At 53.4% G+C, this 14,355-nt stretch carries 15 protein-coding genes; 6 read left to right on the forward strand and 9 right to left on the reverse strand.

Going from position 1 to position 14,355, the window contains the following annotated elements:
- Positions 1–3: 3 nt before the first annotated feature.
- From ACZRJQ_RS01115 to ACZRJQ_RS01135, 5 genes are all read right to left on the reverse strand, one after another.
- Positions 4–216: a tail protein X gene (locus tag ACZRJQ_RS01115; protein WP_463976578.1), complete on the reverse strand. Its 213-nt coding sequence runs from the start codon at positions 214–216 to the stop codon at positions 4–6.
- On the reverse strand, positions 216–677 hold the full coding sequence (locus ACZRJQ_RS01120) for a head completion/stabilization protein (RefSeq protein ID WP_463976579.1): 462 nt from the start codon (positions 675–677) through the stop codon (positions 216–218). The genes ACZRJQ_RS01115 and ACZRJQ_RS01120 overlap by 1 nt, the downstream gene beginning before the upstream one ends.
- 119 nt (positions 678–796) lie before the next feature.
- Positions 797–1,501: a phage terminase small subunit gene (gene gpM / locus ACZRJQ_RS01125; protein ID WP_463976580.1), complete on the reverse strand. Its 705-nt coding sequence runs from the start codon at positions 1,499–1,501 to the stop codon at positions 797–799.
- A 3-nt stretch (positions 1,502–1,504) separates the two neighbouring features.
- The gene (locus ACZRJQ_RS01130; protein WP_463976581.1) at positions 1,505–2,539 is read right to left on the reverse strand and encodes a phage major capsid protein, P2 family; all 1,035 of its coding nucleotides are present in this window, start codon (positions 2,537–2,539) and stop codon (positions 1,505–1,507) included.
- A gap of 41 nt (positions 2,540–2,580) precedes the next feature.
- Positions 2,581–3,414 (reverse strand): GPO family capsid scaffolding protein, encoded by an 834-nt coding sequence (locus tag ACZRJQ_RS01135; RefSeq protein WP_463976582.1) that lies wholly within the window; start codon positions 3,412–3,414, stop codon positions 2,581–2,583.
- 168 nt (positions 3,415–3,582) lie between these two features.
- On the opposite strand from ACZRJQ_RS01135, the gene ACZRJQ_RS01140 reads away from it, so the two are divergent.
- The 3 genes from ACZRJQ_RS01140 (at position 3,583) to ACZRJQ_RS01150 (ending at position 7,315) form a co-directional block, all read left to right on the forward strand.
- Entirely contained in the window at positions 3,583–5,343 is a 1,761-nt protein-coding gene (locus ACZRJQ_RS01140; protein WP_463976583.1) for a terminase ATPase subunit family protein, read from the forward strand.
- Complete coding sequence (locus tag ACZRJQ_RS01145) at positions 5,340–6,362, forward strand: phage portal protein (RefSeq protein WP_463976584.1); 1,023 nt, start codon at positions 5,340–5,342, stop codon at positions 6,360–6,362. The genes ACZRJQ_RS01140 and ACZRJQ_RS01145 overlap by 4 nt, the downstream gene beginning before the upstream one ends.
- Before the next feature lie 158 nt (positions 6,363–6,520).
- Positions 6,521–7,315, forward strand: a complete 795-nt coding sequence (locus ACZRJQ_RS01150) for a DNA adenine methylase (RefSeq protein ID WP_463976585.1) — start codon at positions 6,521–6,523, stop codon at positions 7,313–7,315.
- Between the two features lie 64 nt (positions 7,316–7,379).
- Here ACZRJQ_RS01150 and ACZRJQ_RS01155 read toward each other — a convergent pair whose 3' ends face one another.
- The 4 genes from ACZRJQ_RS01155 to ACZRJQ_RS01170 form a co-directional block, all read right to left on the reverse strand.
- The gene (locus ACZRJQ_RS01155; protein WP_463976586.1) at positions 7,380–7,613 is read right to left on the reverse strand and encodes a DUF7683 domain-containing protein; all 234 of its coding nucleotides are present in this window, start codon (positions 7,611–7,613) and stop codon (positions 7,380–7,382) included.
- Complete coding sequence (locus tag ACZRJQ_RS01160; RefSeq protein WP_463976587.1) at positions 7,610–8,740, reverse strand: colicin E3/pyocin S6 family cytotoxin; 1,131 nt, start codon at positions 8,738–8,740, stop codon at positions 7,610–7,612. Before ACZRJQ_RS01160 ends, ACZRJQ_RS01155 begins: the two co-directional genes overlap by 4 nt.
- A 510-nt stretch (positions 8,741–9,250) precedes the next feature.
- Complete coding sequence (locus tag ACZRJQ_RS01165; RefSeq protein ID WP_463976588.1) at positions 9,251–9,817, reverse strand: hypothetical protein; 567 nt, start codon at positions 9,815–9,817, stop codon at positions 9,251–9,253.
- 158 nt (positions 9,818–9,975) lie between these two features.
- On the reverse strand, positions 9,976–10,593 hold the full coding sequence (locus ACZRJQ_RS01170) for a hypothetical protein (protein ID WP_463976589.1): 618 nt from the start codon (positions 10,591–10,593) through the stop codon (positions 9,976–9,978).
- A 1,104-nt stretch (positions 10,594–11,697) separates the two neighbouring features.
- On the opposite strand from ACZRJQ_RS01170, the gene ACZRJQ_RS01175 reads away from it, so the two are divergent.
- The 3 genes from ACZRJQ_RS01175 (at position 11,698) to ACZRJQ_RS01185 (ending at position 14,248) form a co-directional block, all read left to right on the forward strand.
- The gene (locus ACZRJQ_RS01175; protein ID WP_463976590.1) at positions 11,698–11,967 is read left to right on the forward strand and encodes a hypothetical protein; all 270 of its coding nucleotides are present in this window, start codon (positions 11,698–11,700) and stop codon (positions 11,965–11,967) included.
- Between the two features lie 188 nt (positions 11,968–12,155).
- Entirely contained in the window at positions 12,156–13,505 is a 1,350-nt protein-coding gene (locus ACZRJQ_RS01180; protein ID WP_463976591.1) for a hypothetical protein, read from the forward strand.
- Complete coding sequence (locus ACZRJQ_RS01185; RefSeq protein ID WP_463976592.1) at positions 13,502–14,248, forward strand: hypothetical protein; 747 nt, start codon at positions 13,502–13,504, stop codon at positions 14,246–14,248. Before ACZRJQ_RS01180 ends, ACZRJQ_RS01185 begins: the two co-directional genes overlap by 4 nt.
- Positions 14,249–14,355: the final 107 nt, after the last annotated feature.

A 14,355-nucleotide genomic window follows, 5' to 3' on the forward strand; every position in this document is an offset into this window, starting at 1 on the left:
GGTTTAGTCCCATAGGTTCACCACTTGCCGCTGGGGCGCGGCGGGCTGGGTATCGGGTAGGTTGACGAGGGTGCCGTGGGGCAGAAACGGGCCGTGATCGGCCAGGCCGGGATTGGCTTCCAACACCGCCTCGGTTACACCTGCGGTACGTCCGTAATGACGCCAACACAGGGCATCGACCGTGTCGTTTTGCTGGGCGCGAACCGAGGTGAACATCAGATCAGCTCCACGGTGGTGCGGTTGATGCCTAGAAAATCACGCACCGCCCAGCGCAGGTCACGGCGGTAGTCGTCGATATTCGGGATGAGGTCGTCGGCGTTTTTGTTGCCGGTGTTGGTGCTGTCGTAGGAGCGATAGCGTTCGCAGACTTCGGCACCGGTGCCGGCTTCAATCGCCCGGCGATACAGGTGGACCAACGCCGAAACGTCTTGCACCTGCTCGGCAGGGACTTGGGCCAGCTCGCGGTAGCCGGCTGCTTGTTGAGTGACACGCCAGTCTTTCAGCTCGCGGTTGAGGTTGATGGCGGCGGTGATGCACGCGGTTTCCAACCGGGCCGGGGTGACACTGGCGTCGATGCGCAAAGTCTCGCGCAACGCATCGAGGTCGATGGACGGCCAGAAAGGGTCGGTGTTGATATGCCCGCTGGGCGTGCTGCCGCTGGCTACGAATCCGCTCATGCGTAAGCCCTGTAATAGGTCGCCGGTGGTCGGGGTGTTACAGGACAACACATAATCAAATTGCCTGTGCTGCCCCGAGCCGGCGGGGTGCGTGGGGACGCTCGGTTAACCGCGTCAGCCTATTCAGCTGCGGCGGTGTGTTTTTTCAGAAGGCGCTCGGCGCTATCCAGATCCTTTTTGCCGCCGCATCCGTCGTGCAACGCAATGGCCCGTTTGAGCAGGTCAATGCCCGCCTCTAACTGACCCGCCTGACCTCGGGTTTCAGCATTAAGGCCGACCAACGTGGCGCGGCCTGCGGCCAGATACAGCTTGGCGCGGGCTTGATCGGGCATGTCCTGGTCTTCGGTCATTTCGAGGGTGCGATACAGCACGCCAATGTCGAAGCTGTCGTCGCCAGCCTTTTGCGCTTTGAGTGCGGCTGAGGCGATTTCCTCGGCCACTAGACAGCCTGTGGTGCGTTCAAAACGATCCGGCATCACCAACTTGTGCTTGAGCACGTAGGCCGCTACATCCAGCGCGCCTTTGTAGTCGCCGGCATCGATGCGCCACACCATGACGGTGGTCATGACTTCGTCTTGCGCGCCGTTGCCGGCTTCAAGCACGCCTTCGACGTAAGGGATGTATTCGGGCAGCAGTTGGAGCTTCAGCGCGGCCTTGCCTTCGTTGGACTGGATCGACTTCAGGCGCAGCCGATCCTGAAGCAGTTGGTTGAGCTGATGCTCGTACGCGGTCGCGCCCGCCATTGACTGCATGGGCGCGGTTTTAGCGGACTCCATCGCGGCACGGGCGCGGCGTTGGTGGGCTTGAGCAAGGCTGAGGGCCATGAGTTAACCCTCGCTGACTGGATCAGGTTGAACGGCGTCGACGGGTGTGATGTTTTCCAGCAGGCAACCAAGGCCGTAGTCCTCAACCACATAAGCGTCGTTCGACGATTCGTAGTTGCTGATGCGGTTCCACTCCGGCTCTTCTTTCAGGTAGCGGCGACGTGCCTGGAGCTGCCAGTACACCGACAGGTTGGCGAAGGTGGTGATTAGAACCGCGCCTTCGGGCATGTAAGGCACTTCGTACAGCGGCAGCCCGCCGACACGGCGTTGCGAGATGATCAGATCGCTGGCGAGCGTGTTAGTGGCGTCCTGGTCTTTGTTGACCAAGGCCAGGAACTTGTCGTGTACCAGTTCGCGCCCGGTCAGCACTACAAGGCCCGGATTGCGGCGATACCACGGGTCGAGCAGTTGAATTGCGTCGTAGACCAAGGCGTCGATGTTCTTGAAGTCGCCGGTTTTGCCGATGCGGATTTTGCCTTTCTCGGCACCTTCCTTGAGCACGCGGTCGGGTGCATGCACGCGGTACTGCTCAAGCCAACCGATGTTGACGTCTTCCAACAGCGGGTTTTCGACGCGGTCGGTTTGCTCAGCGGCCTTGACGCCATAGAAGCCGATCTGAATCCGATCCAAGGCTTGGCGCTGGGCAATGGCACCCGACAGACGTGTCTGGAAGTCGGGGAACTTGGCCCAGGCATCAAGCTGGCGGTAGGTGACAAAGGTGTCGAAGTCGGTTTTTTCGGCTTTGTACTTGTCGCTCGACAAGGTGCCGATGCTGCGTGGCTCACGGGCTTTAACATTGGTGTTGGTACGTCCAGCAATGGTGCTGCCCACGCCCAAACCGACCTTTTCGCCTTCTTGTTCATCTACCCCGATGATGTTGATTTTGTCGAGGAACTCGCTCGACTCCTGAATCTTGGTTTCCAGCTTTTGCTGGATGCTCGGGTCGACGTTGAATGTGGCATTGGCAGATTCGACGCCGTTGAGTTTGGCCACTTGGTTTAGGTAGCCAGTAAAGAGTTTTCGTGTGTCGTTACGCATGGGTGTCTCCGGTCGTGGGCGTGCGGGTGTGGGCCGTCAGGTCAGAATTCAGCCAGTGCCTGGCTACCGCCGCCGGTCACCGGGGGGCGAGTGAGTTGGGTGTGATCCTGAGTGTTGCCAAGGGTGGTTTTGAGCGTGCTCAAGTCCGTGCTGAGCTGCTGCACTTGGCTGTGCAGCTCGCTGTTGCGGGTTTGCTCGGCGGTAAATTGTTCTTCGAGGCTTTTGCCGTGCTCGGCAATAGCTTCGACGGCTTGACCCATTGCACCGAACTCGCTGTCATCTTTGGCTTCTTTGCGCTTGAGCAGGTCTTGAACCTTGCTGAAAAGCTGGGCACCGATGCTGGGTTTTTCTTCGTATTCCTCGAAAACCAGCTCGGTTTCTTCAGCCACGGTGAACAGGTTGTCCGGCGACTGCTTGCGTGATTTAAGCGGGCTGGCATCCGGGTGTTGTGCCGAGAAGGCGAGCATTTCAGTGCCGAGGCTGGCCGGGGTGTCGGTCACACCAAGGCCCATTAGATAAGCCTTGCCGGTGTCGGCGAACTTCTCGCGGACTTCGATGCTGGTGAAAATCTTCTGTTTGAGCTTATTGACCATGCTGACCAAGTCGTCGGTCGGCTCGATCTGAGCGAACAGCGCCCGGACTTTTTTACCGTCGATTTCAACGTCTTCAGCTTTAACCGCGAGGATGTCGCCGTAAGCGCGGAAAGGGGAGTCCGGCAAGGTGCCGCGAATGTGTTCCATCCAAACCCGAGCGCCGTATTTGCTGCGGTCGTAACTGGCGGCCATCTGGTTGATCCAGTCACCTTCGATGCGGCGCCCGTCGGTGGTGGCGCCTTCAACGGCGACCCGGAACCATTTGCTGCGAAACTTTTTCATGCCGTAGATCCTCAGTGCGTGGGGCGCGTTCCTCTCGGAAAAGACGCGTTGCAATGAGGGGCATGGTCGGGACGCGCGCGTGTTGCGGCAACGAGTCACCCTTGTAGGGCTGGCGGTTACAAGGGGGGCTGCTATTGAGTAGCGGGCGCGGACGGCAGCATCGCGGCCATGACTACGACCGCTTTGTTACCGATGGATGCGCGCCGCCAATCCAAATTTCTGTATTGGATGGGTTGGCGCATCTGTGAGATCGCCGAGGCTACGGGCGAAAAAGAGAAAACGCTACACAGCTGGAAGACCCGCGACGAGTGGGATCGTGCGGATAACGTCGAGCGTATCGGCGGCGCACTGGAAGCACGCTTGGTGCAGTTGATCCTCAAAGAGGGCAAGAGCAGCGGCGATTTTAAAGAGATTGATCTGCTGCACCGTCAGCTTGAACGACAAGCGCGGATCGTGCGTTACCAGGGCGGCGGCACCGAAACCGACCTCAACCCGAACCTCGCCAAGCGTAATAGCGAGCCGAAGAAAAAAGCGGTCAAAAACGAGATCAGCGAAGACCAGATCGAGCTGTTACGTGAGGCGTTCATTGATGGCTGTTTCGACTACCAGAAAGACTGGTACCGGGCGGGCAATCAGCGCACCAGGGTCATTCTCAAAAGCCGACAGATTGGTGCAACTTACTACTTTGCCCGCGAGGCGTTTATCGACGCGCTGGACACCGGGCGTAATCAGATTTTCCTCTCGGCCTCTAAGAATCAAGCCTACTTGTTCCGGGGCTACATTCTGGCGTTTGTGCGTGAGGCATGTGGGGTCGAGCTGACGGGTGATCCGATTGTGCTGCCCAATGGTGCCGAGCTGTTTTTCCTTGGTACCAACGCCCGGACTGCACAGGGCTATCACGGCAATTTCTATTTCGATGAGTTCTTCTGGACGTTCAAGTTTGAAGAGCTGAACAAGGTCGCTTCGGGCATGGCGATGCACAAGAAGTGGCGCAAAACCTACTTTTCCACGCCATCCAGCATGGCCCACGAGGCCTACACCTTCTGGACGGGGGAGCGTTTCAACAAGGGCAAGCCCGCCGCGCAACACACCAAAGTCGATACTTCCCACGGCAGTCTGCAACAAGGCCGGTTCTGTGAGGATCGGGTATGGCGGCAGATTGTCACCATTTTGGACGCGGAGCGGGGCGGCTGTGACCTGTTCGACATCGATGAGCTGCGCCGCGAGTACAGCCCGGAAGCGTTCGCCAACCTGCTGATGTGCGATTTCGTTGATGACGGGGCCAGCATTTTTCCGCTGGCCCTGTTGCAGTCGTGCATGGTCGATAGCTGGGTGGAGTGGGCCGAGGACTACAAGCCTTTTGCTGCTCGCCCGTTTGGCGACCGACAGGTATGGATCGGCTATGACCCCGCCGAGACGGGCGACTGTTCGGGCTTGGTGGTATGCGCGCCGCCACTGGTGCCGGGCGGCAAATTCCGTGTACTGGAACGTCACCAGTTCCGGGGCATGGATTTCGCGGCGCAGGCGGCCTTTATCAAAAAAGTCTGCGACCGTTACTGGGTGACCTACATCGGCATCGATGTCACCGGCTTGGGCAGCGGTGTGGCACAGCTGGTGCGCCAGTTCTTCCCCAACGTCACCACTTTCAGCTACTCGCCCGAAGTCAAAACCCGCTTGGTACTCAAAGCCTATGACGTGATCCACAGCGGTCGGCTGGAGTTCGACGCGGGCTGGGTCGATATGGCGCAGTCACTGATGGCCATCCGCAAAACCGTCACTGCAGGCGGTCGCCAATACACCTACACCGCAGGGCGCAACGACACCACCGGCCACGCCGACCTGGCTTGGGCGCTCTTTCACGCATTGCACAACGAACCGCTTGAGGGGCAAACCGCCTCCAACACCGGGCGAATGGAGATTTTTGGATGAACGATCAACCGGCAGGCGCTACGCCTCAAGTGGCAGACGGCAGAGTGAACCAGGCTATTCAGGCATTCAGTTTTGGCGACCCGACTCCGGTACTGGGCGGTCGGGCGGTGTTTGATTATCTGGAGTGCTGGTTTAACGGGCGCTGGTACGAACCGCCGTTGTCGCTGGATGGCCTGTCGCGCTCGGTCGGCTCTAGCGTGCATCTGCATTCTGGCCTGACCTTCAAACGCAACTTACTTAGCAAAACCTTTATCCCGCACCGGCTACTGTCGCGGGCCGCGTTTGAACAGTTTGCGCTGGATTTTCTCAGTCTAGGCAATGGTTACATCGAAGCGCGCCGCTCAATGCTGGGCTCGACCTTTCAACTCAAACCGGCGTTGGCCAAGTACATGCGGGCAGGGCAGGACGGGCGTTATTTTCTGGTTCAAGGCTGGAAGGAAGAACACGAATTCGACGCGGGCAGCATCTTGCACCTGCGCGAAGCCGATCTGCACCAGGAGGTGTACGGCCTACCGGAATGGATCAGTGCGCTGCAATCGGCTTTGCTCAATGAATCGGCTACGTTGTTTCGCCGCAAGTATTACGAAAACGGCAGCCATGCCGGTTTCATCCTCTACATGACTGACCCAGCGCAAAACGAATCTGACGTCGATTCACTGCGCAAAGCCCTCAAGGAGTCCAAAGGGCCGGGCAACTTTCGCAACCTGTTCGTGTACTCGCCCAACGGTAAAAAGGACGGCATTCAACTGATCCCAGTCAGTGAGGTCGCTGCCAAGGACGAATTCAGCTCAATCAAAAATCAGACCCGCGATGACGTGCTAGCCAGCCTGCGCATACCGCCGCAGTTGATGGGGATTGTTCCGCAAAACGCGGGAGGGTTTGGGTCGATTCGAGAGGCGGCGCAGATCTACGTGGCGAACGAGCTGGAGCCGATTCAATCGCGCATGACGCAGTTGAATGACTGGCTGGGGGAGGAGGTCGTGAGGTTTAAACCGTATGAAATCGCCGGGGGCGAATAAAGTCCCCCGCGCAGTAAACGAGGCGACGATCCGGTGCGCTAACACCGGGCTCGACGCCGAAACACTCGATCTAGCCGAGTGCTCCAACCAAGGCCTCGCCCCACTGCGCAGGGGGTACGAAGCCTAAGCGAATCCACTTATCGAAACAAGGATCACTTATGAGCACCCCAATAATCCCGTGGATGGGCGGCAAGCGCCGCTTGGCAGATCGCCTGATTCCACTGTTCCCACCGCACGAATGTTATGTCGAAGTCTTTGCCGGGGGAGCCGCGCTGTACTTCATGCGGCCCCAGGCTGCACCGGTTGAAGTCCTCAACGACATTAACGGTGATCTGGTGACGCTGTACCGGGTGGTGCAGAACCACTTGGAAGAGTTCGTGCGTTCATTCAAATGGGCGCTTAGTTCACGACAGGTGTTTGAATGGCAGAAGATGACACGGCCTGAAACCCTGACCGATATCCAGCGTGCGGCCCGGTTCTTCTACCTGCAGCACCATGCCTTTGCCGGCAAGGTCAGCGGGCAATCATTCGGCACGGCCACTACCGGGCCAGCGATCAACCTGCTGCGGATTGAAGAAAACCTGTCAGCAGCGTGGCAGCGGATGTCCGGTACCTACGTGGAAAACCTGCCCTGGCTTGAATGTGCTGAGCGCTACGACCGGCCACATACCTTCCATTACATGGACCCACCTTATTGGCAGACGGCTGGCTATGGAGTGGACTTCCCGTTTGATAACTATGAGCGGATGGCCGACTTCATGCGCCGCTGCAAAGGCAAGGTGATGGTCAGCATTAACGACCATCCGGATATTCGCCGGGTGTTCGAAGGCTTTCACTTTGAGACTGTAGATATTCGGTACAGCACCGCGAATCAGCGGCAGGGGAAGGCAGAGGTCAGTGGGGAGTTGGTGATTATGAATTGGGCGCCGGAGGCGCTGGGGATGTTGTTTTGATGTGAGGGTGGCGCGGGTATGAGTCAGTACCCGCTACGTGAATCATCAGAGGCCGTATTTCAGCTCACGTTACGTTACAGGTGAGTTGAAATATGTGTTTATCATCGTTGAAACGCTTACCTGCCAATGCCTCGATGCTAGACAGTTGGGAGCTGCTAAGGTTGTAGCCCTCATCACCTCGCTGTGGAGATGACCAGTTCATGATTTTGGCTAGTTGGGCTTCGCAGCCATCTGGTAGAGCAACTTCAAAATCTAGAAATTCGTTCTCTTTATCGAATGCTTCGACGATAAATTTCATGGTTCTACCTCTCTGTTTTTATCAGCATCTTTAGTTTGTTCACCTGTTTCGTGATCAAACTCCCCAAGATGTTTTCCGCGCTTGTTGTATTTCTCAACAGCACCATGTTGGCTATCCCATTCAAAAATAGTGCCATCTCTTGTTTTCCATCTTTTCCGTAGTCCCCCTCCGCCTTGTATAGATGTTTTACGCGGGGTAATCCTTGCATCTGGAAAAGCTGTTAGCCCTTTTGGCGCCGGGTGATAGCTGTGGTCGCCACCAAGCGGCTTCGCATGCACCACATACAGCGACTTTAGGCCAGTTTCTGCCGGGAAGACCAGAATGCAGTCGTCGGTTGTAATGTCATCGCCGGGAAGGCCTTCAAGCTGGCTGTCCGTATTCTCCGGGATCGGGTGTACGAGGATAGTGCCCAGTTGCTTGCCGCTTTCGTCGGGGTAAGTCAGTGGTGGCATGCCTGAAGAGCTGTGTGGTGGCGTCCAAAGGATGGTGATCCCATTTAGCTCAGCCTCCATCGCAGTCTTGGTTGCGTTCCACTTCACTTGCACGATGCGTACTGAGTCATCACCTGACGTGCCGGTGTGAATACCGTAAATCTGTAGTAGGCCTTCGGCATCACGTCGGAACTGAAAGCGCACCCGTGTAGTGGCCTTGCTCATGCGGCGCAGTTGTTCGTCAGTATGGAGTGTGCCGTCGCCCATTTTGGTGGGGAGCATGCCCATTATAAAAACGCTAACCGGTCCTCCCGCGCCACGTATTGCCCACGTCATACGCTTTTGCATGATGCCGCCGCCAGCAATACGGGCTAGTCCGGCATCAGCGCCGATGGCCATTGCAATTGCATCTGACGCAGAAGGCAAAATCATGGAGGCAACGACCATGATGTTGCCGAAGTTGGAGGCGGGCTCGATGGCCGTTCCTGCATCCGTGCTGCACCAGTTTTCAGAGACGCAGGACTTGGCGAAGACCAGGTCTGCGCGTTCCTTGGGGGATGGCCATTCATCTTTTGGAATGTACACAGGCTCGGGTACAGAGGGCTTGGTCCAAGCTGCGAATGAAGCTCCACCGTTTGGGCGATGTTGAGTCCAGAGTGAGTCTGTAAAAGGCTCATCCTTATCGTCCTTCTTCATGCGAAGTCCCTGTGTGAGTCCATATAAACCGAGAAGGTTGCCGCCCAAAACCGGCATGGGTCAATTTGACTTGGTAACTGGGGATTTCAGCGCGGAGTGAGCTTTAGGGGAGTTGACGTGCTTCAGCCCCGGCGCGCGCCGTCGTCCCCCCACCTCGCCTGCGGGCTAAATAAGTCTTTTTTCCGCAGTTCTGAGGCGGCTGACAGCTGGACGGGCTGTGGGCTGGGTAGAGAGTTTTGCGAGACAAAAAGCCTGCGGATCCCTGCAAAGGTCGGGGGTTTGAGGTAAATGTTCGAAATCATACTCGACGGGTCACTCGTTTTCTTTCGAACTGTTCGCTAATTAGCAATACGGGCGTACTCATGCTAGGGATATCGGCCAACAATGAGACGGTGAACATTGCTCACTACAAAAATCGGGCGTCGTACATTCTATTTCAAAGCTGCACAATGGATGTTGTAGCCTATAGTCAATCTGTAACCGGCTTCGAATAAGTTATCAGATAATATATTAAATTATACAATTAGTGGCGGCTATATCTTCCGTCGACTTAATTGCATCTTCATAGCTGATGGTAGATGGGAAGTGTAAATTTAACACTTCGTTGAATGAATTTTCGTACCAGACAAGTTTGCGACCAAGTCTTGAGAAAGTATTCGCGGGCTCACGATTTCTGGTTGAGCAGCCAAAATGTTCCAGATGTTTTCCAAATGCTGCTATTTCATCGATTTTTGGAAATGCTGATTCAGCGTCGAATTCGTAGTATACGAAATACATTGGATTTTCAAGGCTGGCAGCACTAACGTCATCGTAGATAATCTTGCGATTTCCGTTGGACGAAGGTTTAAGGTACGAGTCGCTGTAAGTAGGTCGGGAAAGCCATCCTCTTTTCTTACGAATAATGATACCTCCTTCTCTTGATACCTCGCCAATCTTACTGAAAGCCGCTAAAGATGTGAGATTTTGAAAGCGATAATAATAGAGGCCGACTGACTTATCCAATTCTTCATCTTTAAGCGCTTGATGGATTGATCCTGGGCCAGACTCCAATACCTGTGAAGGAGATACAATACGCACGACTAGAACGCGATACTTGTTGCAATTTACAGTCTTGTAAACCTCTACGGCGTGCGTTGGCAGGTGAAGCTCATGAAGTATCATAATTATTAAAGTCCATCTGGTGCGTGAGTTTTTCGCGTCAAGTCAGTGATGATTTTTCATGGCGCTAATACATCTCAAGTAAACTTTTTAGAGGTTTCTAATTTCTGCCCATAATGGCAACGATAGTGAATTTTTGTGTTGATTAAGTTTGTAAATAGTTTGGCTTTTTCTCTTCCTTTGATAAAGGAAATATTGTTCTTAGGAAAGCTAACTTCAAGAAGTATTTTTTCTTCCCCTTTTTCTAATGCATGCTCATCATGAAGGAAGCCTGCTACGCAGTGCGCTAAACCTTTGGAGTGAAAGTGCTCATTTACCAAGGTTACAAATCTTTCGAATACGGTGTGTCCGTCAAGCTCGATTGTGTCACCTAAGGTTATTAGATACCTGTCTATGATAGATGGTCCCAGACCAACATTTTTCACTTTTAGAGTATAGGTATAATGACCATCTAAAGTTGTGCTGTTGAACTGGCTATTGAATATTAGATGGGGTTTGACTAATAATCTGTTGTGCTTTCTCGTTGCATAGGACTGGTAGACTGCAACTCCAAAACCTAGAGCAGCGATAAAGCATGTAAGTGTGGTGCCCAACGGCAGGCCCCAGCCTAGGTTAATAGAGTTTCCTACAATTAGGCTAGATAAAACTAACACTAACAGAGTTATTGAAATATCAAATTTCGACAGTAACAACATTGGAGTATCTCTTTGTAGAAAAAAGTGACGCAACTAGAGTCATATTGCCACTATTCTCGATCTGCGTCGATATTGTCCGTTTGGCGAGTCATGGTTGGCAGGTTGAGGGGGCTGCATCAGTCTGCTTTTTGCCCTGAGCGTGTAGAAAGCTCTTTGGCCATCGTCTTAAAGCAGCGAATTTCGTTGGTTGACTGATCGCACAGTAAATGCTTGGGGTCGCATCCTAGTGACCCGGAACACGTCACCGCCGTTTACAGCCCCTGAGACATCACAAAACCGACCTTTTTTATGGAGACATTGCCTTCATCAAGCTGGACTTTCCCAGTTCCATAGACATATCCATTCCACATCAGGGACTGATGGGCGGAATTGTAGGTTTTCATGAGTATTTAGCTCGGATTTCCAGGAGCGGTGACGGAAAAAGGTAATTCAACCGCCTAGTGGGGAGGTAGGTCGCTGGGTCGCCCGTATTTGTTGATTTTGACGTATTACAGAGAGAGGTTATTTTGAGTGATATGGAAAGTAATTTTCTTGTAAGTGATTGATTTGTAATGGCTTGCTATCTCTGGATATTACTTAATCTAATAGTAATTAGATTACTTAACCATACTCAAGTCTTACCTATCCCGTATCGACTGTAGCCCTGTGCTTACCTAGGGTTAAGCTGATTTCATATGCACTGTTACCTTTATTACCTTTCCCCGGTGGCTCACCTCAAAAATCCCAAACAGCCTGCAGCGGCAAGATCTACAGGTTGCTCCTCAAATCATGGGAACGCTCTGGGAACGATTTACACAAAAACGCATGCACGCAGCCCCCGGTTTTCGTTGCCTGCAGAGGAGTGCAGGGCTCAGGCATGAGTTCGAATCCCATCGCCTCCGCCATATTGCTACACCGACAGAGCCCGTCCTAGACGGGCTTTGTCGTTTCTGGGGTTTGGGAAAAACCGCTACGTAGAGCCCATCGTTTCCGCAACTTGCCTCGTATTTATGTCCTGTTTCACAGGTTTAAAGGCTTGTTAGCAGCATCTTAAATACCCTTTCTACAACACGCTTCACCAGCTCTCCAACCTGCCTATAAACAATCTCAGTGACCCACTGGTGAATGTGCCCCAGCAATCGACTGCATCACAAGTGGAACGAAATAAGTGGCCGTCTTGCGCATTATCGCTGCGCACTCCAGCCGCTGTGTCTGGCCACCGGTTATAGCAATAACGACTTTAACGCTAACGGCGTAGTACTCGGCACGATCTGCCACAACTATTACGGTCACCTCAACGGCACGCTAGAGACCGTGCTCGGTGCCAAGCCCAATAAAGTGCACCCGTTTCGGGCTGGGCTGTTGATCTGCCTGCGTCGAGTGATGAGGTGGTGATGCTTTGGAATTGAAAGATATGACCTACTCAATTTTGGGAAAGGTCTTATTGGCCCTTGTTGGAGCTGGTCGCTAGAGTCCGCCGCGCGTTTGCCGCCGCCAGAGTGGGCGTCTACGCACACGACCTCAAAGGATTGACCTGCATGAACCATTGCTGGATCGGTTCTCTTCATTAAGGAAAAGACGTCATGCGCCTCATTCGTCGACAAGATCGTGAACGTCTAGGTATTAGCCTCAGACAAATCGAAGCGCCATTTTTCGCAAAGCATGATGTCGATCGGGATCTGAGATCGCCATACGGCAGTATCCGTACCTTTGACATCACATCCTTTGGCCGACCTTTGAGCAACAAAGAGATTGTGGATGGGGTTGAAGCAGGTGAACTGCTGCTGGTTAAGGATGATCCTTTTAGCCCGTTGAGCGATGACACGCTCAACAAGTACTCGCACATTACGGGTCGAGGCTGGTCGGGTGCTTTTCATCGACCTGCAGAGCCTGAAAAGCCGCCCCTTCCTGACGCTGAACCGATTGTTAGGCCGCAACCACAAGAACCCGGCTTTTATATCGTTCCCAAAAGCACAACCCGGGAGAAGTTAAAGACTGCGTTGTTTGCGGCACAAAACCCGGCTGTCATGAGCAAATTTGAGTCGCTCAATCCCAATACGGGCGACGTCAAAGCGGGCACCATGATCGTGCTGAGCGATCCCAATAACCTGCAATGCACCCGTGAAGAAGCCATATTGATGGCGGCCGCGGCCAAAACCAATGACGCCCTTGAGCCGCTCAGCCCCGAAGATGCTGACTTCATGGTTCAGTACCGTGACCAAATCGAAACCTTTTTCGGTCATGGATCAACCGCCATCGGGGTCGGCGAGGCGATGTTTGCCAAGCACCTGGATGACGTGAAGAACCTGTTTAAAGAGATCGAAGCGTTGCACGTACGCTCGTTCCAGGCAGATGGGCACCTGAACTCACCTGCATTTTTTGCAGAGCGTAAGCGCTTGCTAAGACAGCTCAATACCCACCTCGGCGCCTTGATCCGCAAGAGCATTGGTTTCCCCGATCACCCCAATCTAAAAAGCGCGCTAGGGATCTCCAACAAGAGCCTGGTGCATCGCTGGACGCAGGCAGGCGGCGCGGATCAAATCCCTGGATATGCAACGCATATTGAAGGCGTTTCCAAGGCGTCTAAATACCTAAAGTACGGTGGATGGATAGGTACTGGTATTGGCGGTGGGGTTTCGTACATGAAGGTTCAGGACGTCTGCACGGCAGGCAACGCCGAGGCCTGTAAGAGAGTTAAGTTTACGGAGGCGGGTGGCTTTGCAGGTGGTGTAGTTGGCGGTGCCGTGGTTGGGACAATCTTGACGGCCTCCACTGCAGGGGTTATCTGTCTTGGTTTAGGCCTGCCAACTGCGGGCATCGGTACGCTAGTGTGTGGGGCGGTGGTAGTTGGTGTGGGGTCTTTTGGCGCCGGGCTGGTTGGCGGAAAGGCGGGTGAGGAAGTTGGTGAGATTATTTACGAGTTTACCCAGTGAGCCTAAACATAAGTGATGCATTAATATTAGGTGTGGGGCTTTCTGTTTTTATTGCCTGCATTAGCATTCTTGTTGTGATTTTATACATAGCGTATACGGAGCTGGATGAGATTCTTGGTTATTTACAAAGCTCTCCAGCGGTAACAATTAAGGCGCCTTTTAAAAATGGAGGCCCGTGGGGTCGGTTGTTTTTATTAGGCGCAATTGTAGGGGTGCTCAGAACACCGGAGATTTATATTTCTGATGGAGGCGCTAGTGTTGATGATATTGCAAATTTCCCTACGACTCTAAAAGCAAAGCTGATTAATCTTTATAAAGTCGGAGGCTATTTCACATGGGCTCTATTTCTCTACTCAGCTGTATTGATCGTTGACTGGTCTTCTATGAGCGGGGTTCGACTTGGAGTAGTTGTGCTAACAAGCGTTGCGATACCGGTGTGGATTCTGCTATGCCTACGGCTAGGAAAAACCCAGGTGGGTATGATCGTTACGAGCTTTAAAAATAGCTCGGCAATAAATATTAGGTTAAAACTTAATGCTGGGGGGTATTTTGAAAAGCTGATTTTTATCGTGGCCGTATCAGTAATAGTGACTTTTAGCTCTGTTTTTATTAAGCGGGGCACAATTGATGCATTAGATTTCAAAAGCTTGCCCCGGACTCTTAAGCTTAAGCTATTTGCTTTGTTTGGGATGATGGCGTGCGTGATAGTTAGCTTGGTTGCGCTTTATGTAAGTCGTGGTTGATTTTTTATGCCAGTTTAGGTGCCTAAGTATTTGTAGTGTTTGACACATCTTCGCCTTGAGTCGCTGCAACTTTCAACCCGCCACTGTGCGGGTTTTTTCTTACCCGG

The sequence above is a fragment of the Pseudomonas sp. E315 genome (assembly GCF_055406205.1).